This is a genomic window from Streptomyces sp. NPDC039480 (assembly GCF_055597165.1).
Window position 1 is genome coordinate 453,671 of record NZ_JBVITX010000004.1, and the last position, 22,371, is coordinate 476,041.

Annotated in this window: 22 protein-coding genes; 9 read left to right on the forward strand and 13 right to left on the reverse strand. The window is 70.9% G+C overall.

All coding sequences use genetic code 11. The features are described 5' to 3' along the window. Positions 1-80 precede the first annotated feature (80 nt). Entirely contained in the window at positions 81-2,411 is a 2,331-nt protein-coding gene (locus ACZ56E_RS15915) for an MMPL family transporter (protein WP_471214540.1), read from the forward strand. A 35-nt stretch (positions 2,412-2,446) separates the two neighbouring features. Beyond that, positions 2,447-4,102, forward strand: coding sequence for an alpha/beta hydrolase (locus ACZ56E_RS15920; RefSeq protein WP_471214541.1), 1,656 nt, complete (start codon positions 2,447-2,449; stop codon positions 4,100-4,102). Positions 4,103-4,177: 75 nt separating this feature from the next. Here the strand turns inward: ACZ56E_RS15920 and ACZ56E_RS15925 are convergent, their stop codons facing one another. Then, positions 4,178-5,236, reverse strand: a complete 1,059-nt coding sequence (locus tag ACZ56E_RS15925) for a hypothetical protein (protein WP_471214542.1) — start codon at positions 5,234-5,236, stop codon at positions 4,178-4,180. A 182-nt stretch (positions 5,237-5,418) separates the two neighbouring features. Between ACZ56E_RS15925 and ACZ56E_RS15930 the strand changes: the two genes are divergently transcribed. The 7 genes from ACZ56E_RS15930 to ACZ56E_RS15960 all read left to right on the forward strand — a co-directional run bounded on the left by ACZ56E_RS15930 (position 5,419) and on the right by ACZ56E_RS15960 (position 11,472). Then, on the forward strand, positions 5,419-5,820 hold the full coding sequence (locus ACZ56E_RS15930) for a MarR family winged helix-turn-helix transcriptional regulator (protein ID WP_471214825.1): 402 nt from the start codon (positions 5,419-5,421) through the stop codon (positions 5,818-5,820). Between the two features lie 71 nt (positions 5,821-5,891). Continuing rightward, positions 5,892-7,109, forward strand: coding sequence for a macrolide-inactivating glycosyltransferase (gene mgt, locus ACZ56E_RS15935; protein WP_471214544.1), 1,218 nt, complete (start codon positions 5,892-5,894; stop codon positions 7,107-7,109). A gap of 209 nt (positions 7,110-7,318) precedes the next feature. After that, positions 7,319-8,311: a CDP-alcohol phosphatidyltransferase family protein gene (locus ACZ56E_RS15940; RefSeq protein WP_471214546.1), complete on the forward strand. Its 993-nt coding sequence runs from the start codon at positions 7,319-7,321 to the stop codon at positions 8,309-8,311. Between the two features lie 285 nt (positions 8,312-8,596). After that, complete coding sequence (locus ACZ56E_RS15945) at positions 8,597-9,805, forward strand: S8 family peptidase (protein ID WP_471214548.1); 1,209 nt, start codon at positions 8,597-8,599, stop codon at positions 9,803-9,805. Between the two features lie 76 nt (positions 9,806-9,881). Next, complete coding sequence (locus ACZ56E_RS15950; protein WP_471214827.1) at positions 9,882-10,430, forward strand: DUF1697 domain-containing protein; 549 nt, start codon at positions 9,882-9,884, stop codon at positions 10,428-10,430. Beyond that, positions 10,423-10,791, forward strand: coding sequence for a nuclear transport factor 2 family protein (locus ACZ56E_RS15955; RefSeq protein WP_471214550.1), 369 nt, complete (start codon positions 10,423-10,425; stop codon positions 10,789-10,791). The genes ACZ56E_RS15950 and ACZ56E_RS15955 overlap by 8 nt, the downstream gene beginning before the upstream one ends. Before the next feature lie 78 nt (positions 10,792-10,869). Further along, the gene (locus tag ACZ56E_RS15960) at positions 10,870-11,472 is read left to right on the forward strand and encodes a mycothiol-dependent nitroreductase Rv2466c family protein (protein WP_471214551.1); all 603 of its coding nucleotides are present in this window, start codon (positions 10,870-10,872) and stop codon (positions 11,470-11,472) included. A gap of 18 nt (positions 11,473-11,490) precedes the next feature. Here ACZ56E_RS15960 and ACZ56E_RS15965 read toward each other — a convergent pair whose 3' ends face one another. The 12 genes from ACZ56E_RS15965 to ACZ56E_RS16020 form a co-directional block, all read right to left on the reverse strand. Next, positions 11,491-12,006 carry a GNAT family N-acetyltransferase gene (locus tag ACZ56E_RS15965; RefSeq protein WP_471214553.1) on the reverse strand — a complete coding sequence of 172 codons (516 nt, stop codon included), beginning with the start codon at positions 12,004-12,006 and terminating at the stop codon, positions 11,491-11,493. A gap of 55 nt (positions 12,007-12,061) precedes the next feature. Continuing rightward, entirely contained in the window at positions 12,062-12,919 is an 858-nt protein-coding gene (locus tag ACZ56E_RS15970) for an SCO6745 family protein (protein ID WP_471214554.1), read from the reverse strand. Between the two features lie 11 nt (positions 12,920-12,930). Beyond that, on the reverse strand, positions 12,931-13,704 hold the full coding sequence (locus ACZ56E_RS15975; protein WP_471214829.1) for a sirohydrochlorin chelatase: 774 nt from the start codon (positions 13,702-13,704) through the stop codon (positions 12,931-12,933). Next, on the reverse strand, positions 13,701-14,609 hold the full coding sequence (locus ACZ56E_RS15980) for an ABC transporter permease (RefSeq protein WP_471214555.1): 909 nt from the start codon (positions 14,607-14,609) through the stop codon (positions 13,701-13,703). The genes ACZ56E_RS15975 and ACZ56E_RS15980 overlap by 4 nt, the downstream gene beginning before the upstream one ends. Then, positions 14,596-15,387, reverse strand: a complete 792-nt coding sequence (locus ACZ56E_RS15985) for an ABC transporter ATP-binding protein (protein WP_468085356.1) — start codon at positions 15,385-15,387, stop codon at positions 14,596-14,598. Before ACZ56E_RS15985 ends, ACZ56E_RS15980 begins: the two co-directional genes overlap by 14 nt. A gap of 36 nt (positions 15,388-15,423) precedes the next feature. Then, positions 15,424-16,527, reverse strand: a complete 1,104-nt coding sequence (locus tag ACZ56E_RS15990; RefSeq protein ID WP_471214556.1) for an aliphatic sulfonate ABC transporter substrate-binding protein — start codon at positions 16,525-16,527, stop codon at positions 15,424-15,426. Positions 16,528-16,765: 238 nt separating this feature from the next. Further along, positions 16,766-18,139, reverse strand: coding sequence for a sulfate adenylyltransferase subunit 1 (locus ACZ56E_RS15995; RefSeq protein ID WP_468602326.1), 1,374 nt, complete (start codon positions 18,137-18,139; stop codon positions 16,766-16,768). Between the two features lie 2 nt (positions 18,140-18,141). Further along, complete coding sequence (gene cysD / locus ACZ56E_RS16000) at positions 18,142-19,080, reverse strand: sulfate adenylyltransferase subunit CysD (protein ID WP_471214558.1); 939 nt, start codon at positions 19,078-19,080, stop codon at positions 18,142-18,144. Between the two features lie 91 nt (positions 19,081-19,171). Beyond that, positions 19,172-19,753 carry an adenylyl-sulfate kinase gene (gene cysC / locus ACZ56E_RS16005; protein WP_471214559.1) on the reverse strand — a complete coding sequence of 194 codons (582 nt, stop codon included), beginning with the start codon at positions 19,751-19,753 and terminating at the stop codon, positions 19,172-19,174. Then, positions 19,753-20,466 (reverse strand): phosphoadenylyl-sulfate reductase, encoded by a 714-nt coding sequence (locus tag ACZ56E_RS16010; RefSeq protein ID WP_471214561.1) that lies wholly within the window; start codon positions 20,464-20,466, stop codon positions 19,753-19,755. Before ACZ56E_RS16010 ends, cysC begins: the two co-directional genes overlap by 1 nt. Continuing rightward, complete coding sequence (locus ACZ56E_RS16015) at positions 20,463-20,642, reverse strand: hypothetical protein (RefSeq protein WP_362999064.1); 180 nt, start codon at positions 20,640-20,642, stop codon at positions 20,463-20,465. The genes ACZ56E_RS16010 and ACZ56E_RS16015 overlap by 4 nt, the downstream gene beginning before the upstream one ends. After that, positions 20,639-22,336 carry a nitrite/sulfite reductase gene (locus tag ACZ56E_RS16020; protein ID WP_471214563.1) on the reverse strand — a complete coding sequence of 566 codons (1,698 nt, stop codon included), beginning with the start codon at positions 22,334-22,336 and terminating at the stop codon, positions 20,639-20,641. Before ACZ56E_RS16020 ends, ACZ56E_RS16015 begins: the two co-directional genes overlap by 4 nt. Positions 22,337-22,371 lie beyond the last annotated feature (35 nt).

Consider the following 22,371-nt stretch of genomic DNA (forward strand, 5'->3'; position numbering starts at 1 on the left):
AAGCACCGGACCACGGTCAGGGGTGCGGACCCTTCCGGCGGCCGACGTCCTCAAGGGGCCCCGCGTGATGACCTATTGGCATGATCCGCAAGCTGACCTCTTTCTCCACCCGGCACCGATGGATGACCATCGTCGTCTGGACGATCCTCGGAGCGGCCCTGTCGTTCGTGGGGAACTCGATGATGTACGACGTCACCGACTCCCAGGCCGGGGACTTCCTGCCCAGGAAGTACGACTCGGCGGTGGCGCTCCGGATAGCCGAGGAGGAATTCGGCGCGAAGCCCGACCCGAACGCCCTGACCGTGCTCGTCGCCAGGGACGACGGAGGCCGGCTCACCGCGGGTGACCAGCGGCGCATCGCGGACACCGCCGCGGATCTGGGCCGGAAGCGGATCGTCGCGGCGAAGCCCGAACCGCTGATGAAGGACCACTCCCAGACCCCGCGCGTCTCGGCGGGGGCGGTGGCGCCCGACAAGAGTTTCCGGCTCCTCACCGTTTCCCTCACCGGAAATCCCAGTGACCCGGGTCTGCAGGACGTCTACAAGGAATTCCGCGACACCGCGAAGGGCGAATTCGCCGACGCGGACATGCGGGTGGGATTCACCGGCGGCATCGCCTCCACGGTGGACGACACGGAGGCCGAGGAAGACACGGCGAAAATCGTCTCCACCCTGACGATGGGCCTCATCGTCCTGCTGAACGTGCTGGTGTTCCGCTCTCTCGCGGCCGCGTTCGTGCCGCTGATCGCGGTGGCGCTGATCGGCGGGGTCGCCTCGGGTGCGGTGGTCGGCGCGGCGAAGCTCTTCGGCATCAACCTCGACGCGTCGACGCCCTCGCTGATCGGCGTCGTCCTCATCGGCATCGGCATCGACTACTTCCTCTTCCTGATGTTCCGGTTCCGGGAACAGCTGCGGAACCACCCCGGGCAGAACGCCCGGACGGCCGCCGCCGAGACGACCGGGCGGGTGGGCAGCGCGATCACGTCCGCGGCGCTGACGATCGTGGCGGCCTTCGCGACCCTGGGCCTGGCCAGCTTCGGACAGTTCCGGGTCCTCGGCCCGGCGATCGCGATCTCCGTGCTCGTCATGCTCCTCGCCAGCCTCACGCTGATGCCCGCGCTCCTCGCCGTGCTCGGCCGCGGCATGTTCTGGCCCGGACGCGCCTGGAAGAAGGAGCGCACCGGCGGCTTCGCCGCACGCCTGGGGCACGCGGTGAGCAGCCGGCCGCTGCGGTACGCGCTCGGCGGCCTGGTGCTGCTCGGCGCGCTGGGCGCGGGCGCGCTCGGCATCACGATGAGCTACGACCAGCAGGGCCGGCACGAGACCGCCGCCGTCAAGACCGCCGAGCGGATCTCCCGCAGCCTGCCCGCGGGCGTCTCCGACCCGCACAGCGTGTACGTACGCAGCACGAACGGCCAGGAGATCAAGGAGAGTTCGCTCACCGGCATGGCCCGCTCCCTCGCCAAGGCGGAGGGTGTCGGCGAGGTGGGCAGGCCCGTGCTCAGCAAGGACCGCACGGCCGCGCGGGTCGACCTCCTCCTGAGCGTCAGGTCCGATTCGCAGAAGGCGCGCGACCTGGTCTCGGGACCCGTCAGGGAGACGGCCGCGCGGACCGCTCCGGAGGGCACCAAGGCGTACGTCACCGGGACGGCCGCGATCTTCGCCGACATCTCGACGGCCGTGGAGAAGGACCTGCGCCTGGTGTTCCCGGTCGCGGCCCTGCTCATCGCGGTGATCCTCTTCCTGCTGCTTCGCTCCCTGCTCGCCCCGGTCGTGCTGATGCTCGCCGTGGGGCTCGGGTTCCTGGCCACGCTCGGCGCGAGCACGCTGCTCTTCCAGCACGGTCTCGACCGGCCGGGGGTCTCGTTCACGCTGCCCCTGGTGCTCTTCCTCTTCGTCGTCGCCCTCGGCACCGACTACAACATCCTGATCACCGACAGGATCAGGGAGGAGATGGCGAAGCCGGTGTCCGCCCGGCACGCCGTGGCCGAGGCGGTACGGCACACCGCGCCCGCCATCGCCACGGCCGGCATCGTGCTCGCCGGGTCCTTCGCCAGCCTGGCCGCGAGCCCCGCCACCCAGGAGATCGGCTTCGCCACCGGCCTCGGCATCCTCCTCTCCTCGCTCGTCCTCTCCCTCGTCCTGGTGCCCGCGCTGGCCGCGATGCTCGGCCGCGGCCTGTGGTGGCCGCGCAGGTCGGAACGGACGCCGGGTCACCACCGCGGGTCGGACGAGCCGCAGGCACCGGGCGGGCCGCACACCCCGCAGCAGGAGTACCGGCCGCAGCCGTACCAGCAGCCGCACCCCTCGCCGTACCAGCAGCCCGCACAGCACCCGCAGTACCAACAGCCCTCGCAGTACCAGCCGTACGCGGCCGACCCCGCCCGCCCCCAGCACCGGCCGACCCGATGACCGCCCGCCCCGCGCACGATCGACGAAGGACACCCGTGAAGCCGACCACCCGCACTCTGACCGCCATCGGCCTCGCCCTGTCCGCGGGGGTGACCGGCTGCGCCGCGAGCGGTGGTTCCCCGGCCGGAGTTAAGGGTTCCGTCGCGGGCGAGGACACGACCGTGGTCTCCATCGGGGCTGCGGCGCGGGCGGAACCCGCGGGGAAGGCGAAGCCCGTAGGAGAGGCCGAGCCTACGGCGAAGGCGGAGGCGGCCCGCGGCCTCGACCGCTTCTACCGGCAGCACCTGAACTGGGGCCCCTGCGAGGACGCCGACCTCACCAAGACCGGGACACGCTGCGCGAAGGTCACCGTCCCGCTCGACTACGCCGAGCCCAAGGGCCCCACCCTGACCGTCACCGTCTCCCGGCTGAAGGCCACCGGAACGGCACGCGAGCGCCGCGGCATCCTCCAGACCAACCCCGGCGGGCCCGGCGGCCACGGGCTCGGGATGCCCGCGCAGTTGCGGGCCAGGATGACCCCCGAGGTGGCGGCCGCGTTCGACGTCATTGGCATGGACACCCGTGGCCTCGGCGAGAGTTCCGCGCTCGACTGCGGTCTGAACAGCATGTCGTGGTTGCGCGGGACCGGCTTCGACCGGTCCGCGTTCGACCGGGTGGCGAGGAAGGCCGTCGACGACGCGCGCAAGTGCGACGCGAAGTACGGTGCCCGGCTGCGGCACTACTCCACCCGCAACATCGCCCGCGACGTGGACGTCATACGCGGCGCGCTCGGCGAGCGCAGGACGTCGTGGCTGGGCCAGTCCTACGGCACGTATCTCGGCGCCGTCTACGCGCAGATGTTCCCCCGCAGGGTCGACCGGCTGGTCCTCGACAGCGCCATGGACCCCGACGCCTACGGCATCAAGATGATCCAGGCCATGGGACCGGCCAACGAGAAGGCACTCGACGACCTGGCCCGCTGGGCCGCTCCGCGCCACGCGACGTACCACCTGGGCAGGACGCCCGCGGCCGTGCGCGCCACCGTCGAGCAGCTGGTGCGGGGCGCCGCCGAGCGGCCGGTCCGGATCGGCGGGGACCGGCTGGACGCGGAGAGCCTGCCGTTCGTCCTCTTCGTCCTGGGCACCGACAACCGGGACAACGCGGACTACGCGAGTACGCTCCGGCTCCTCGTCGACGCCGCGGCGGGCAAGCGGGTCGAGCCGTCACCGGTGCTGTCCCGGCTCCTCGACGCGTACTTCCGCACCGGCCCCGACCAGACCGGCACCGGCCCCGACTACGCCTCCATGCTCGCCATTCTGTGCGCGGACAACAGGATGCCGGGCAACGCCGAGTGGTACCGCAAGGCGGTGGAGAAGGCCCGGCCGACCCAACCGGTGTTCGGCCCCTACCTCAACGCGCCGATGCCGTGCGGCTGGTGGGGGCAGGACCCGGCCGAACCGCGCACGAAGGTCGACAACCGGGTGCCGGCCCTCCAGCTGCAGGCCACCGGCGACACCCGCACCACCTACGAGCAGGGCCTCGGCATGCACAGGGCGATGCGCGGCTCCAAGCTGGTGACCGTGCCGGTGCGGACCCACGCGGTGTACGACTACCCGAACGCCTGCGGGGTCGATGCGGTCAACGACTACCTGCTGACCGGCGAGCTGCCGGCGAAGGACTACACCTGCCCGACCGGCGCGGGCCGCAAGTAGCCGCGAACCGCTCCCGGGCCGGGCGGCAGCGAAGCCGCCCGGCCCGGGAGCGGTCGTCGAGGGGAACACCCGACGTCACACCGCGACCGACTCCTCCATCTCCTCCTCCAGCTGCGCGTCCTGAGCGGCCGCCGGGGCCACCGCAGCGCGCCCGCGCCGCTCCCACAGCCCCGCGACGCCGACCACGACCAGGCCGAGCAGCAGCCAGCCGGCCAGCGTCCAGACGTGGCCGCCGAGCCCGTGGCCGCCGAAGTAGAGGTGGCTGCGGATGCCCTCGACGAAGCCCGCGCCGTTCCAGAAGGCGTGCAGGGAGCCGAAGAAGCCGTTCTGCAGCTCGGGGCGGAAGAGCCCGCCGGACGACGTGAAGTTGAGCATCACGAAGAGCACCATCATCGCCAGCGTCGTCCAGCGCTTCAGGAACGTGTGCAGTCCGACGCCGATGAAGAGGATGCCCGCGGCGTACAGCCAGCACATGGCCCACACGCCCCAAAGACCCTGGTGCACCAGGTGGAAGACCGGGCCCGCGAGTGCCGCGCCGATCAGGCTGACGGCGAAGGAGACACCCACGACGAGCCCCGCGCGGGCCCGCATCCGCAGCCCCGCGCCCGCCGCGCCGAGCACCGCCACCGAGGCGTACGAGCCGATGCTCACGGCGACGAGCAGGAAGAAGAGGCCCTGGCCCGTGGGGTCGTCCGCGACCGGCGCGGCCACGTCGGTGACCTTCAGGGGCTTGCCGTGCTCCGCCGCGACGGGCGTGAAGATCTTCTGCGCGGCCGTCGCGCTCATGTCGGATCCGGCGGTGGCCACGATCAGCTCGGGCGACTTCGCGTCGGGCACGTAGGCGCCCGCTATGTCCTGCGACTCGAGCGCGTCGACGGCCTGCTCGCGCGAGCCGAGGGTACGCACGTCGAGGGCGTCGCCCGCCTTGTCCTTGACGGTCTGCGCGAAGACCTGGGTCTGCGGTCCCGAACCGACGACGGCGATCGGCATGTCGTTCGGCTCGGGCGTGACGAACGCGCCCATATAGGCGAGACCCATGCCGAGGCACATCAGCAGGGGGGTGACCAGGTGGAGGAGGACGTGGCGCAGGACGTCGCGCAGTCGGGCGGCGGGTTCCGCGGGGGTGGCGGACATGGGGGACTCCGGTTACTCGGCTTGCTCGGGTTCGACCGAGATGGTTGGCATATACAACTCTCTTTATGTTGTACTCTACAACCATTCGTGGAGAGGGAGAAATCGTGACCGATAGAGACGGGTCCGGGGCCGACGCGCAGGCCGGCGTCCGGGACGAGTCCATCGAGATCATCCAGCGGGAGATGACGGCGTTCGCCCGGCGGGCGCGCGCCACCGCCGCGCGGATGCACCCCGAGCTCTCGCTCGTGTCCTTCACGCTGCTCAGCCATCTCGAAGACCAGGGGGGCTGCCGGGCCACGGACCTGGCCGCGCACTACACGCTCGACAAGTCGACCATCAGCAGGCAGGTGGGTGCGCTGGAGAAGGCGGGGCTCGTCGAGCGCCGGCTCGATCCGGCCGACCACCGGGTGCACGTCCTGCATCCGACCGACCGGGGCAACGAGGTCCTCGCTCAGGTCGGCGCCGCCCGCCGGGTCGCGTTCCAGGAGCGGCTCGCGGGGTGGACCGGGGAGGACCTGGCGCGGTTCGCCGAGTATCTGCTCCGCTACAACGAGGCGGCGGCGGCCGACGACAACCCGGCGTAGCGGGAGCACGGATCCCACCTGAGCGGGGATTCTTCTTGCACGAGACGTCTCGTCTCGCTTAGGGTCTGGACATGACCTCTTCCCGGCCTGCCCACATCGCCATGTTCTCGATCGCCGCCCACGGGCACGTCAACCCGAGCCTCGAAGTGATCCGCGAGCTCGTCGCGCGCGGCCACCGCGTCACGTACGCCATTCCGCACGCCTTCGTGGACAAGGTCGCCGAGACCGGCGCCGAGCCCCGGCCGTACGCCACGACGCTGCCCTCCCCGGACGACGACCCGGACGACTGGGGCACCGAGCTGATCGACAACATCGAGCCGTTCCTCGCCGACGCGATCCAGGTCCTGCCGGAGCTGGCCCGCGCCTATGAGGGGGACGAGCCCGACCTGGTCCTGTACGACATCACCTCCTATCCGGCCCGCGTCCTCGCCCGCCGCTGGGGCGTCCCCGAGATCTCGCTCTCGCCGAATCTCGTCGCCTGGGACGGCTACGAGGAGGAGGTCGTCGAGCCGATGTACGCGGAGCTGAAGGAGACCGAGCGCGGCCGGGCGTACTACGACCGCTTCATCGGCTGGCTCGCCGAGAACGGCATCACCCAGCAGCCGGACCCCTTCGTCGCCAGGCCGCCGCGCTCCCTCGTGCTGATACCGAAGGCCCTGCAGCCGAACGCCGACCGGGTCGACGAGAGCGTCCACACCTTCGTCGGCGCCTGCCAGGGCGACCGGGCGGCGCAGGGCGGCTGGGAGCGGCCCGCGGACGCCGAGAAGGTGCTGCTCGTCTCGCTCGGCTCGGCCTTCACCAAGCAGCCCGCCTTCTACCGCGAGTGCGTCAAGGCCTTCGGGGACCTGCCGGGCTGGCACGTGGTGCTCCAGGTCGGCAAGCACGTCGACGCGGGCGAGCTCGGGGACGTACCGGCGAACGTAGAGGTGCACCCCTGGGTGCCGCAGTTGGCGGTCCTCAAAAAGGCCGACGCCTTCATCACCCACGCCGGTGCGGGCGGCAGTCAGGAAGGTCTTGCGACCGCGACGCCGATGGTGGCCGTGCCGCTGGCCACGGACCAGTTCGGCAACGCGGACATGCTCCAGGGGCTGGGCGTCGCACGGCACGTGCCGATGGCGGAGGCCACCGCAGAGACGCTGCGCGAGGCGGTCCTCGCACTGGTCGGCGACCCCGAAGTGGCCCGCAGGCTCGCGGAGGTCCAGCGGTCGATGGCGGGGGAGGGCGGCACGGAGCGGGCGGCCGACCTCATCGAGGAGGAGCTGGCGAAGGCGCGGGCGGGGCGGCCCTGACGTAACGCTGCGTGACGCGGTTCCCTCGGCGGCCCAGTTATTGGATAACGCTCTGATAACGCGCCACCGTGCTGGGAGGCCCATTGACTCGCCCTGAAAGGTTGACCGTTACCCCCGGTCAAAGGTTGCACAGCGTAGATCTTGTTCCTTGGGCGAACTACTTCCTAGCGTGAGGTGAACTTTCGCCGAACGCCAGGAAGTTGACCCCCATGCGTCGAGACATACCGCCCCTCGCCGAGGTGCGCCGCATCACCGAGAAGAAGCGTGACGCGTGGTGGACCGTGTTGCTTGTCGACCCGGTCGCCACGCCGCTCGTGCGCCTCACCGCCAAGTACACGCGGATCACGCCGAACCAGATCACCTGGGGCGCGTTCCTTCTCGGGCTCGGCTCGGCGGCGTGTTTCGCCTTCGGCGACTGGAAGTGGCTCGCCCTCGGTGCGGCGGTCTACCACTTCAGCTTCATCCTCGACTGCATGGACGGCAAGGTCGCCCGGCTCACCGGGCAGGGCTCGGTCTTCGGTGCCTGGCTGGACTTCGTCTTCGACCGGATCCGCGTCATGGTGTGCGGCGTCGCGCTGATGTGGGGGCAGTACGACCGCACCGGCGACACCCTCTACATCTGGCTCGCGCTCGCCGTCGTCGCGCTCGACACCCTGCGCTACATCAACTCGCTGGAGATCTTCAAGATCCGGCACACCATGCGCAAGCAGATCAAGACGCGCATGCGGGCCGCCCGGCGCGCGCAGAACGACGCGGAGCTCGCCTTCATGGAGGACCTGCTGCGGGACAACCCCTCGGCGGACATCGAGCAGGACCTGCAGCGGGCCGTGGGCGAGGCGCCCTACGCCCCGCAGCCGTCCCAGGAGGCCGGCGCCGAGGGGGAGGCGGCGGCGGTGGCTCCCAAGGCTCAGGTGATCGACCTGCACCAGGAGTTCCGGCGGAAGTTCCCCGCGTATCTGCGGGCGCGTTCCTTCCTGCTGCGCCACCGGATCCGCGCGCACCTGGTGAGCGGGATCGAGTTCCAGATGGGCGTCTTCATGATCGGCCCGCTCTTCGACGCGGTGATCCCCGCGACGATCGTCTCGGGCGCGCTCCTGCTGGTCTTCGAGCTCGCCATCATCTACAAGCTGCTGCTCTCGACCCGTGACTTCACGCGGACGATCGACTCCTTCGAGGAGCAGAAGGTCCCGACTGCGGTGTGACGCGAAAGGCCTGCTGTTACCGGGAGTTGGGGGTGTGCCGGTCCGGGATGTCCGGTCCGGCAGCACAGATCCGGTTTGTTATTACGGAACCTTGTTGAACAAGTCACAGCTGTATGTAGGTATTGATCTGCGCGCGTCAATCAGACAGGGTTTCGTCCCAACACCCGGAGATCTTCCGGCTCTCGAGGGGCGTCGCGACGAACTTGTCGCCGTGGCAGGCCCTGCGCGAAACAGCTGAACAAACCCCCCACATCCCCCCACACAGCACTGAGGAGACCCCTCTTCATGGCAACTCACAAGCGTGCCCGCACGATGAAGCTCACCGCCGCGATAGCCACCGCCGCCACCGCGGTCGGTGTCACCGTCTTCGCGACCTCCTTCGCCGGTGCGGCCACCCCCGCCGAGGGCAAGGTGTACGGCCTGGACGCCAAGGGCGCCGTGGCCGGCAGCTACATCGTGATGCTCGACGAGAAGGTCGACAAGGCCGGCAAGTCCGACCTGGCCGAGGAGTACGGCGGCGAGCTGAAGCGCAACTACTCCTCCGCGATCAACGGCTTCTCGGCCAAGGGCCTGAGCGAGACCGAGGCCAAGCGCCTGGCCGCCGACCCGTCCGTCGGCAAGGTCGTCCAGTCGAAGAAGTTCACCATCGACGCCACCCAGGACAACCCGCCGTCGTGGGGCCTGGACCGCATCGACCAGGCGGACACCGCGGCCGACAAGAAGTACACCTACCCCGACGCCGCGGGTGAGGGCGCCACCGCGTACGTCATCGACACCGGTGTCCGCGTCAGCCACAAGGACTTCGGCGGCCGCGCGGTCTCCGGCTTCGACGCCATCGACAACGACGACAACGCCGACGACGGCAACGGCCACGGCACGCACGTCGCCGGCACCATCGCCGGTGAGGCGCACGGCGTCGCCAAGAAGGCGAAGATCGTCGGCGTCCGGGTGCTCGACGACAACGGCTCGGGCACCACCGAGCAGGTCGTCGCGGGCATCGACTGGGTCACCAAGAACCACCAGGGCCCCTCCGTCGCCAACATGAGCCTCGGCGGCGGAGCGGACGAAGCGCTCGACGCGGCCGTCCAGAAGTCGATCGCCGCGGGCGTCACCTACGCCGTGGCCGCGGGCAACGAGTCGACCGACGCCTCCCAGGGCTCCCCGGCCCGCGTGAAGGAGGCCATCACGGTCGCCTCCTCCACCAAGGACGACGAGCAGTCGGACTTCTCCAACTACGGCTCCGCCGTGGACATCTACGCCCCGGGCTCGGACATCACGTCCTCCTGGAACACCGGCGACGACGCCACCAAGACGATCTCCGGTACGTCGATGGCGACCCCGCACGTCGTGGGCGCCGCCGCCGTCTACGTCGCCGCCCACCCGGACGCCAAGCCCGCGGACGTCGCCAAGGCGCTGACCGACGGCGCCACGCCCGACAAGATCTCCAACCCGAGCGAGGGCACGCCCAACAAGCTCCTGAAGGTCGTCGAGTAGCCCTCGCCGCCCACTGAGCCGCGGTCGTCGTGCCCACCCCCACGGGGCACGGCGGCCGCTCTATCGTGTGCGCATGATGATCAGGACATACGCGGCGCTGCTGCGCGGCATCAACGTGGGCGGCCACAAGAAGGTGCCGATGGCCGACCTCCGGGCGCTCTTGGAAGGGCTCGGCCACGGCGGCGTACGGACGTATCTGCAGAGCGGCAACGCCGTCTTCACCGCCGGCCACGGCGACGAGGAGTCGCTGGCGGCCGAGGTGCGGGCGGCGATCGAGGAGCGCCTCGGCTTCGCCGTCGACGTCATCGTGCGCGACAGCGCCTACCTGAAGGCGGTGGCCGACGCCTGCCCGTTCCCCGCCGCCGACCTGCAGCCCAAGCAGCTGCACGTCACCTACTTCTCCGCCCCGGTCACCGACGAACGCTTCGCGTCCCTCGACCAACCGGCGTACCTGCCGGAGGAGTTCAGACTCGGCGACCGCGTCCTCTACCTGTACGCCCCCGACGGCCTCGGCCGCTCCAAGCTCGCCGAACAGCTGGCGAGACCCGCCCTGACCAAGGGCGTCGTCGCCACCACCCGCAACTGGAACACCGTCACCCGGCTCGTGGAGATGACCCGTGACTGACCCCACCGCCGCGGTCCAGGCCGCCATCGAGGGCGAACTGCGACTCATCGACCCCGAGGTGCGCGCATCGCCCGAACTCTTCGGGGCGCTGCTCCACCCGGAGTTCACCGAGTTCGGCGCATCCGGCGCACAGTGGGACCGCGCGTCGATCGTACGGATCCTCACGGCGACCCCGGACCCCGGCACCCGCCCCTTCACGACCTCCCGCATGAGGGGCGTCCAACTCGCCGACGACCTGGTCCACCTGACCTTCGACACCGACAACAACGGCCGCCGCGCCCACCGCAGCTCCCTGTGGCGCCGCACCGACGGCACCTGGCGCCTCTGGTTCCACCAGGCCACACCGTTCACCGACGACTGACCGGGCCCGGAATTGGCCCGTGCTCAGGTGCGGGGAATGGCCCAAGGACAGGTGCCATTCGCCGCATAGGGTCGGGGCATGACGACTGTCGACTTCTACTTCGACCCGGCCTGCCCCTTCGCCTGGATCACCTCGCGCTGGATCCTCGAGGTCGAACCCCACCGCGACCTCGACGTCCGCTTCCACGTGATGAGCCTCTACTTCCACAACGAGGGCAACGAACTCCCCGACTGGTACCGGGACCTGGTCGACCGCTCCCTGACCCTGACCAGAATCGCCGCGGCCGCCGCCGACCGGCACGGCGACAAGGTCCTCCGCGACCTCTACACCGCCTTCGGGTCCCGCGTCCACCAGGACGGGAACGAGGACTTCGGGGAGGTCGCCGCGCAGGCACTGGCCGAGCTGGGGCTGCCGGCCGATCTCGCCGAGGCGGCGCACGACGACTCGTACGACGACGTGCTGCGCCGCAGCCACGACGCGGGCAAGGATCCCGAGGCCGGCGGCTATGTGGGCACGCCGACGATCCACGTCGACGGCACCGTCTGGTTCGGGCCCGTGCTGCGCGCGATCCCGCGCGGTGAGGAGGCGGTTCGGCTCTTCGACAGCTTCCGCGTCCTCGCGGGCCACCCGGACTTCTTCGAGCTGAAGCGCACCCGCACCGGCGGCCTCGACTATTCCTGAGGCCCCGACGGCAGGCGTTCAGCCCACAGCGATCCGCGACGTCAGCTGGAGAGTGGTCGCGCCGGTCTCCTCGGGGATCGTGCGGGTCTGCGTGTAGCCGAGGCGCTGGAGGACGGAGAGGGAGGGGGTGTTCTCCGAGTCGACGGTCGCGTGGAGTTCGGGCAGGCCCAGGGTCTCGTGGCCGTACGAGGTGAGGAGCCGGGCCAGTTCGGTGCCGAGGCCTAGGCCCCAGGTCTCCCTGGTGAGGCCGTAGACGATCTCGTGGCCGTCGAGCCAGCTTTCCGGTGAGGGCTTGACCTCGGCGTGCCCCACATAGCGTCCCTCGTACCGGACCGCCCAGACGGCGAAGCGCTCCTCCGCGTACACATGGCTGAAGATCCGGCCGAACAGCGCCCGGTCCTCCGCCTCGCTCTGCATCCCGTCGCCGAACCAGCGCCCCACAGCCTCGTCCTGGAACAGCGCCACGAAGTCCGCCTCGTCGGAGGGGGCATAGGGCGACAGGGCAAGGCGTGCGGACCGCAGTTCGGGTGTCATCCGCGTGACGGTAGGGGGCGGCACACGGGGGTGCAAACGGATTCCCGTGCGACGGTCAGCCGACCGCCCGCGGCAGTCCGATGGGGTTCGGGAACGGCAGGACGTCCGATTCCAGGACGTGGCGCGCCGCCGGTTCCAGCGCGGTGAGGAGCGCCTCCGTCTCCTTGTGGTGCAGCGGGCGCAGCATCCGTGCCGCGAGGCGGTCCGTGTCGTCCTCGATCAACTCCCGCTCCGTCAGGCCCCGTTCCGTGACCCGGCCCAGCGCGTCGAGCAGGCCGAGGCCGCGCATCCGGTCCACGGAGACCTCCCACTCCTCCTCGGTCCAGCCCCGGTCCTGCCGGATTCCCGCCGCGTCCACCCGGTCGGTCGCGGCGGCCAGGACGAGGCTCTCGCGGGCGTCCAGGCCGCGGTCGGCGAGGACCGCGACATGGGCGTCGCCGCGGAACTCGCGGACGCACGTGCACAGTTGCCAGAGTCGCTCGACCGGGTCGGTGCGGTCCGCCAGGTCGCGGTTGGCGGCGAACAGCGGGCGGGCGAGCGACGGGGCGTCCTCCACCATGGCCATCAGGGGACCGTTGACGGCGGCCGCCAACGTGCCGACCGACGGCACCAATTGGCGCAGGGCGGCGGCCGTGAGGCGGGCGCGCTCCTCGACGACCCGGTCCGGCGACGCGTACTCCCACGCGGACGGCAGGGCGCGCGCCACCATGCCGGGCGCGAAGACACCCAGTGCCGCGGCGGCCACCCCGGGTCCGACGCGGCCCATCGGGGCCGTACGGGCCGCGAAGTACCCCATCCAGAAGCCCTTGAGGCCCACGGCTCTGCCGAGGCCGCGGCAGCGGTCCTCGAAGTAGACCACCGCGTGCAGGGGTTCGGTGCGCAGCCACAGCGTGCGGGATCGGCTCGGGGTCATGAACCCACAAGCTAGGCCAGTGCGGGAGTCCGCGCCAGGGGAGCAACGGGGCAGGTGCCAGGCGCATACGCCTCGTCGTAGCGCCGTACCAGGAGCCGCGCGACCGCCGGCGCCGGCCCGAGGACGTCGGCCAGGACGTCGGCGTTGGCCGCGCCCCGCGCGATGCGGTCCGGCAGGAAACCGGGAGCCAGGACGTAGGGCGCGACGGCCACCCGCCGCACCCCGGCGACGGCCCGCAGCTCCCGCACGGCGTCCTCCGTGCGCGGCAGGGACGCGGAGGCGAACGCAGGCCGCACGGCGCACCAACCGGTGTGCCGCCACTCCCGCGCGATATCAGCGATCACTGCGATCGCCTCCGGGTCCGACGACCCCGCCGAGGCCAGGACGACCCCGGTCGAGGACTTGTCGGCGGGGTCGAGCCCCGCCTCGTACAGCCGCTGCTCCAGGGCGGAGAGGAGCAGCGGGGAAGGGCCGAGCACCGCGGCCTGCCGGACGCGCAGCACCGGCGGCGCCTCGCGCAGCACCGCGGGGATGTCCGCCTTGGCGTGGAACGCCCGCGTCAGGAGGAGGGGCTGCGCCACGACGTCGCGTACGCCCTCGGCCGCGAGCCGCTCCAACACCGCCGGTACGGAAGGGGCGTTGAAGTCCAGGAAGGCCGTCTCCACCCGCAGCCCGGGGCGCAGCGACCGTACCCGGCGCACCAGCGCGTGCACGGTCGCGGCGTGCCGCGGGTCGCGGCTGCCGTGGGCGACGACGAGGAGGACGGGACGGTGCACGGGACTCAGCTCCTCACGAGGAGGCCGCGGCTGCGCAGGACGCGCCGCTCCAGCGGGCTGAAGATCAGCAGGTCGATGGCGACGCCGACGATCAGGATGAGCAGGATGGCGAGGAAGATCATGGGCATGGAGCTGGCGTTGCGCCCGTTCTCCAGGAGCTGGCCGAGCCCCACGCCGAGCTCCGGCGAGGACGCGATGATCTCCGCGGCCATGAGCGAGCGCCAGGAGAAGGCCCAGCCCTGCTTGAGCCCCGCGAGATAGCCGGGCAGCGCCGCGGGGAGCACGATGTGCCAGGTGTGCCGCAGCCCCGTCGCGCCGAGCGTGCGGCCCGCGCGCAGGAACAGCGGCGGCACCTGGTCGACGCCGGACACGAGGCCGTTGGCGATCGAGGGGACCGCGCCGAGGAGGATGACGGCGTACATCATCTTGTTCTCCAGGCCCAGCCACAGCACCGCGGGCGGCACCCACGCCACCGAAGGCAGCGACTGCAGACCGGAGAGGATCGGGCCGATCGCGGCCCGGACGAACCGCACGCGCGCGACGACCAGGCCGAGCGGTGTGCCGATCGTCAGGGCGAGCAGGAAGCCGAGCAGACCGCGCGAGACGGAGGTCCAGATGTAGTCGAGCAGCGTGCCCTGGAGCCACGCCTCGGTCACCTCGTCCCACACCGCGGACGGCGAGGGCAGCTTCGTCGGATCGTCGACGATCTTGAAGGAGACCAGCGCCTGCCACACGAGCAGGACGAGGAGCACCGCGGTGAGCGGTGGCACCACCTTCTGGACGAGCACCTGCCGCACCGGCGTGCGGACGGGGCCCGCCTTCGTCTCCAGCGCGTCGAGGCCCGCCTCCAGGCCGGCGAGGTCCTGGCCGTCCCCGGCCTCCTTGACCGGTCCTGTCGTCTCAGTGCTGGCCATGGCGGCGGATCTCCCCACGCAGTTGTTCGGTGATCTCGACGGACAGTTCCGCCACGGCGGTGTCCTCGATGCGGCGCGGGTGCGGGATGTCGACCCGCCACTCGTGCGCCACCCGGCCGGGACGCGACGAGAGGAGCACGACGCGCTGGGCGAGGCGCACGGCCTCGCGGACGTTGTGCGTGACGAAGAGGACGGAGACGTTCGTCTCGCGCCAGATGCGGGTCAGCTCGTCGTGCAGCACATCGCGCGTGATCGCGTCGAGCGCTGCGAACGGCTCGTCCATCAGGAGCAGCCGGCTGTCCTGGGCCAGCGCGCGGGCCAGCGCCACCCGCTGGCGCATGCCGCCGGACAGCTCGTGCACCCGCTTGCCGTACGCGCCCTGCAGCCGGACGAGTTCGAGCAGCTCCTCGGCCTTCGGGCGGCGCTCGGCCTTCGGCACCCCGCGCAGCTTCAGGGCGAGCTCGATGTTCTTGCCCGCGGTCAGCCACGGGAAGAGGGCGTGCTCCTGGAACATCAGGGCCGGGCGGCCGTCCGTCGCGATGCTGCCCGCGGACGGCTCGTCGAGCCCCGCGACCAGATTGAGCAGCGTCGACTTGCCGCAGCCGGAGGCTCCCAGGAGGGTGACGAACTCGCCCGGCGCGACATCGAGCGTGATGTCGTCCAGGACCAGCTGGGGTCCGGCGGGACCGCCGAAGGACTTCGAGACGTGCTCGATCCGCGCGGCGTGTCCGGCCGTGGTGCGGGTGTCCTCCGCGGCCGTGGCGAGAGTGGTCGCCATGGTCGTCACCTCCTGGGAACGGGTCGTGGTCCGGGGCTACTTGACGCCGAGACCGGCGTCGTCGACCGGGGACTCGCCCGCGGCCTTGAGAACCTTGTTCAGCGGGCCGAGGTCGTAGATGCCCTTGAGGTCGGGCTTCTCCAGGAGGCCGGCCTTGACGGCGTGGTCCGCCTCCGCCTCGAGGGTGGCGGCCAGCGGGTCGTCGGTCGTCTCGATCGACTTCCACGCCGGGTCGAGCACGTCGGCGGGCAGCGCCTTGCCGGAGTCCGCCTTCAGCCGGGCGTTCGCGGCCGCCTTGGCCTTCTCCGGGTTCTTCTCGATCCACGCGTTGGTCTTCACCGCGCCGCGCAGCACGGCCTCGACGACCTTCGGGTGCTCCTTCAGGAACTCCTGCCGCACGATGATGTTCGTGATCACGAACTTCTTGTCCGGCCACAGGTCGGCCTCGTCCAGCAGCACCTTGCCGCCCTCGGCGACCAGCTTGGACGCGGTCGGCTCGGGCACCCAGGCGCCGTCCACGGAACCGGACTTGTAGGCGTCCGGGGTGATCTTGTTGTCGGTGCGGACGACCGACACGTCGCCCTTGCCGCTCTGCGCGTCGACCTGCCAGCCCCGCTCGGCGATCCAGTTGAGGAAGGCGACGTCCTGGGTGTTGCCGAGCTGCGGTGTCGCGATCTTCTTGCCCTTGACGTCGGCCAGGGACTTGATCTTCGCGGGGTTCACCACGAGCTTCACGCCGCCGGACGCGGAGCCGCCGATGATCCGCAGGTTCTTGCCCTGCGACTTGGTGTAGCCGTTGATGGCGGGGGACGGGCCGATCCAGCCGATGTCGATGGAGCCCGCGTTGAGCGCCTCGATCTCGGAGGGGCCCGCGTTGAACTGCGAGTACTTCGCCTCCGTGCCGCCGAGCTCCTTCTGGAACAGGCCCTCTTGGCTGCCGACGAGGGCGGTGGCGTGGGTGAGGTTCGGGAAGTACCCGATCTTCACGCTGTCCAGGCCGTCGATCTTCTCGGCGCCCTCGGCGACCTTGGACTTCTCGTCGGCGTCGGCCGCCTCGGAGCCGTAGCCGCAGGCGCCGAGCGCCAGGGCGAGCAGGGGCAGGGCCGCGAGGGCGGCGAGTCGGGTGCGTGGTGCAGGCACGGGAGGTGGTCCTCTCGTTGGCCCGGTCTCACGCCGTCAGGTCGTGGCCGGGAGGTCGGCAGGTCTTCGTCTTCGTACGGGGGCGCCCACGAGGAAGGGGCGGGAGAGGGCGCGCATGCGGTGCGCGTACGTCATCGAGCACATCGCGCCACCCCGCCCTGCCCGCTGCCGAGGGCGCCGCTGCCGATGCGCCCGCCCTCTTTCGCGAACGTCGCGAACACGTCGACGTAGGTCATGGTCAGAAGTCCCAGCCCTCGTCGTCGGCGGCGGCCGGGCCGGTCTCCGGCACGGCGTCGGTGGGCGCGGCGAACGCGTCGCCCGCCATGCCCGCCGCGAGCGTCGTACCGTCCGCCGGGTCGATGAGCAGGAACGAGCCGGTGCGGCGCGAGTCGGCGTACGAGTCGAGGGCGAGCGGCTCGGCCGTCCGGACCTTGACGCGGCCGATGTCGTTGGCGACGAGCCGGCCGGGCTCGGGGTGCTGGGAGAGGTCGTCGAGGGTGAGCCGCGACGGGATCTCCTTCACGATCGCCTTGACCGTGCGGGTGGTGTGCTTGAGCAGCACCCGCTGGCCGACGGTGAGCGCGGTGTCCGCGACGTGGCAGACGGTGGCCTCGACGTCCTGCGTGGTCGGCGGGGCGTCGCCGGTGGGCACGAGCAGGTCGCCGCGCGAGATGTCGATGTCGTCCTCGAGGAGCAGCGTCACGGACTGCGGCGTCCACGCCACGTCCACCGGGGTGCCCAGCAGGTCGATCCCGGTGACCTTCGAGGTCCGCCCCGAGGGCAGCACGGTCACGGACTCGCCGACCCGGAACGCGCCGGCCGCGATCTGGCCCGCGTAGCCCCGGTAGTCGGGGTGCTCGGGCGTCTGCGGGCGGATCACGTACTGGACGGGCAGGCGCGCGTGGCAGGTGGTCAGGTCGTGGCTGACCGGGACCGTCTCCAGGTGCTCCAGGACGGTGGGGCCGCCGTACCAGTCCATGTTCGAGGACGGCTCGACGACATTGTCGCCCGCGAGCGCCGAGATCGGGATCGCGGTGATCTCCGGCACGCCCAACTCGCCCGCGTACGCGGTGAACTCCTCGGCGATCTTCGCGAAGACGGTCTCGTCGTAGGCGACGAGGTCCATCTTGTTCACGGCGAGCACCACGTGCGGCACCCGCAGGAGCGCGGCGACGGCGGCGTGCCGGCGGGTCTGCTCGATGACGCCGTTGCGGGCGTCGACGAGGACCACGGCGAGGTCGGCCGTGGAGGCGCCGGTGACCATGTTCCGGGTGTACTGCACATGCCCCGGGGTGTCGGCGAGGATGAACCGGCGCCGGGCCGTGGCGAAGTAGCGGTAGGCGACGTCGATGGTGATGCCCTGCTCGCGCTCGGCCCGCAGACCGTCGGTGAGCAGCGCCAGGTCGGGCGCCTCCTGGCCACGGCCGAGGGAGACGCGCTCCACGGCCTCCAGCTGGTCGGTGAGGACCGACTTGGAGTCGTGGAGGAGGCGGCCCACCAGGGTGGACTTGCCGTCGTCGACGGAGCCGGCGGTGGCGAACCGCAGCAGGGTGGTGGCCGACAACTGCTCGGTGGAGAGCGGCTGGACCGGCTCAGTGGTGCTCTTGCTCATGGTTAGAAGTACCCCTCGCGCTTGCGGTCTTCCATCGCGGCCTCGGAGAGCTTGTCGTCGGCCCTCGTCGCCCCGCGCTCGGTCAGCCGCGACGCGGCGATCTCGGTGATGACGGCGTCCAGCGTGGTGGCGTCGGAGTCGACGGCGCCGGTGCAGGACATGTCGCCCACCGTGCGGTAGCGGATCAGCCGCCGCTCGACCGTCTCGCCCTCCTTGGGGCCGCCCCACTCACCGGCGGTCAGCCACATCCCGGAGCGCCGGAACACGTCCCGCTCGTGCGCGAAGTAGATCTGCGGGAGCTCGATCTTCTCGCGGGCGATGTACTGCCACACGTCCAGCTCGGTCCAGTTGGAGAGCGGGAAGACGCGGACGTGCTCGCCGGGGGCGTGGCGGCCGTTGTAGAGCTGCCACAGCTCGGGGCGCTGGCGGCGCGGGTCCCACTGCGAGAACTCGTCCCGCAGCGAGAACACCCGCTCCTTGGCCCGCGCCTTCTCCTCGTCGCGGCGCCCGCCGCCGAAGACCGCGTCGAACTTCTCGCTCTGGATCTTCTCGGTGAGCGGCACGGTCTGCAGCGGGTTGCGGGTGCCGTCGGGGCGCTCGCGCAGCTTGCCCGCGTCGATGTACTCCTGCACCGACGCGACGTGCAGCCGCAGCCCGTGCTCGGCGACCACCCGGTCGCGGTACTCGATGACCTCGGGGAAGTTGTGCCCGGTGTCGACGTGCAGCAGCGAGAAGGGGACCGCCGCAGGGGCGAACGCCTTCAGCGCCAGGTGCAGCATGACGATGGAGTCCTTGCCGCCGGAGAAGAGGATCACCGGCCGCTCGAACTCGCCCGCCACCTCGCGGAAGATGTGCACCGCCTCGGACTCCAGGGCGTCCAGATGGCTGAGCGCGTAGGGGCTGTCGGTGCCCTCGTCGGTCACTGTGGCAACAGTGGTCATGCCGCACCCCTTTCGTTCGCTTCTCCGCCTGCGCGGCGCAGAGGCGCGGGCTTCGTGGTCATCTGCGGCCGGGCGGCCGCGCATGCGTCGCTCACAGGACACCCCTCTCGGTGAGCAGCTGGTGGACGGCCGCCGCCGACTCCTGCACGGTCTGGTTCTGCGACTCGATGCGCAGGTCGGGCGAGTCCGGTGCCTCGTACGGGTCGTCGACGCCGGTCAGGCCGGAGATCTCACCCTTCGCCTGCTTGGCGTACAGACCCTTCACATCCCGTACGGAGCACACCTCGACCGGCGTCGCGACATGCACCTCGACGTACGCGGTGTCGCCCGCCTGGTGGCGCTTGCGCACCGCCTCGCGGCTGTCCGCGAACGGCGCGATCACCGGGACGAGCGCCAATACGCCGTTGCGGGCGAGGAGTTCGGCGACGAAGCCGATGCGCTGCACGTTGGTGTGCCGGTCCTCGCGGCTGAAGCCGAGGCCCGCCGAGAGGAACTCACGGATCTCGTCGCCGTCGAGCACCTCGACACGGCGGCCCTCCGCGCGCAGCCGGCCCGCCAGTTCGTACGCGATGGTGGTCTTGCCGGCGCTGGGCAGGCCGGTGAGCCAGACGGTGGCTCCGGTCGTCACGTGGTTCTCCCGGGTCTGTTGCTGCTGAGTCTGCGGCGCGGCCATCAGTGGATCCCGCACTCGGTCTTGGCGTTCCCGGCCCAGCGGCCGGCCCGCGCGTCCTCGCCCTCCAGGAGGCGGCGGGTGCAGGGGGCGCAGCCCACCGAGCCGTAGCCGTCCATGAGGAGCGGGTTGGTGAGGACGCCGTGCTCGGCGATGTACGCGTCGACGTCGTCCTGCGTCCAGCGGGCGATCGGCGAGATCTTGACCTTGCGGCGCTTCTCGTCCCAGCCGACCACCGGGGTATTGGCCCTGGCCGGCGAGTCGTCGCGGCGCAGTCCCGTGGCCCACGCGGAGTATCCCGCGAGGCCCTCCTCCAGGGGCTGCACCTTCCGCAGCTTGCAGCACAGGTCCGGGTCGCGGTCGTGCAGTCGCGCCCCGTACACCGAGTCCTGTTCGGCGACGGTCTGACGCGGCGTCAGGGTGATGACGTTGACGTCCATGACGGCCTCGACGGCGTCACGGGTCCCGATGGTCTCCGGGAAGTGGTAGCCGGTGTCCAGGAACACGACGTCGACGCCGGGCATCGCCCGTGAGGCGAGGTGGGCGACGACCGCGTCCTCCATCGAGGAGGTCACGCAGAAGCGTGTCCCGAAGGTCTCGGCGGCCCACTGGAGGACCTCGAGGGCGGAGGCGTCCTCCAGGTCGCGCCCGGCCTGCTCGGCGAGTGCCTTCAACTCGTCGTCGGTGCGCGCCTTCTTGTCCTGAGCGGTCGTCATATCTGGTTCTCTCCACTGCTGGTGTGCTGAACGCCCCGGGCGAGCAGCCCGAGGAACTTCAGCTGAAAGGCCCGGTTGCACGCCGCGCATTCCCAGGCGCCGTGACCGGCCTCGTGGGGGCGCAGGTCCTCGTCGCCGCAGTAGGGGCAGTGGAACGGGGCGGCACGCTCGCTCACTTGAGGGCCTCCTCGGACGCGCGGGCGGTCCATGTGGCGAAGCGCTCGCCGTCCTCGCGCTCCGCCTGGAAGTGCTTGAGAACCCGCTCGATGTAGTCGGGCAGTTCGGCCGCGGTGACCTTCAGACCGCGGACCTTGCGGCCGAAGCCGGCGTCGAGCCCGAGGGCGCCGCCGAGGTGCACCTGGTAGCCCTCGACCTGGTTGCCGTCGGCGTCGAGCATGAGCTGGCCCTTGAGGCCGATGTCGGCGACCTGGATGCGGGCGCAGGCGTTCGGGCAGCCGTTGATGTTGATGGTGATCGGCTCGTCGAACTCCGGGATGCGGCGCTCCAGTTCGTCGATGAGGGAGGCGCCGCGCGCCTTCGTCTCGACGATGGCGAGCTTGCAGAACTCGATGCCGGTGCAGGCCATGGTGCCGCGCCGGAAGGGCGAGGCGTCGACCCGCAGGTCGAGTGCTTCGAGGGCGGAGACGAGCGAGTCGACCTGGTCCTGCTCGATGTCGAGCACGATCATCTTCTGCTCGGCGGTGGTGCGCAGCCGGCCCGAGCCGTGCGCCTCGGCGACCTCGGCGATCTTCGTGAGGGTGGCGCCGTCGACGCGGCCGACGCGGGGCGCGAAGCCGACGTAGAAGCGGCCGTCCTTCTGCCGGTGGACGCCGAGGTGGTCGCGCCAGGTGCCGGCGGGCTGCTCGGGGGCGGGCCCGTCGACGAGCTTGCGCTGCAGGTACTCGTCCTCCAGGATCTGCCGGAACTTCTCCGGGCCCCAGTCGGCGACGAGGAACTTCAGGCGGGCGCGGTTGCGCAGCCTGCGGTAGCCGTAGTCGCGGAAGATGCCGATGACGCCGCCGAACACGTCCGGCACCTCGTCGAGCGGCACCCAGGCGCCGAGCCGCACCCCGAGCTTGGGGTTGGTGGAGAGGCCGCCGCCGACCCACAGGTCGAAGCCGGGGCCGTGCTCGGGGTGGTGGACGCCGACGAACGCGATGTCGTTGATCTCGTGGGCGACATCGAGCTGCGGGGAGCCGGAGATCGCGCTCTTGAACTTGCGCGGCAGGTTCGAGAAGTCGGGGTTGCCGATGAAGCGGCGCTGGATCTCGTCGATGGCGGGGGAGCCGTCGATGATCTCGTTCTCGGCGACGCCCGCCACGGGGGAGCCGAGGATCACGCGGGGCGTGTCACCGCAGGCCTCGGTGGTCGAGAGCCCGACGGCTTCGAGCCGCCGCCAGATCTCGGGGACGTCCTCGATGCGGATCCAGTGGTACTGGATGTTCTGCCGGTCGGTGAGGTCGGCGGTGCCGCGCGCGAACTCCTGGGAGATCTCGCCGATGACGCGCAGCTGCTCGGTGGTCAGCCGCCCGCCGTCGACGCGCACCCGGAGCATGAAGTACTCGTCGTCCAGCTCCTCCGGCTCCAGGATCGCGGTCTTGCCGCCGTCGATCCCGGGCTTGCGCTGGGTGTACAGGCCCCACCAGCGCATCCGGCCACGGAGATCGTTCGGGTCGATGGAGTCGAATCCGCGCTTCGAGTAGATCGTCTCAATACGTGTCCGCACGTTGAGACCGTCGTCGTCCTTCTTGAACTGCTCGTTCCCGTTGAGCGGCGTGAAGTGACCTACGGCCCACTGGCCCTCGCCGCGGTGACGGCTCGCCTTGCGGCGGGGCGTGGCTGGGGCGGGCTTCTCTGGCGTGGCGGCCATGCTGGTACGTCCTTCGGGGCAGCGGGAAAGCAACT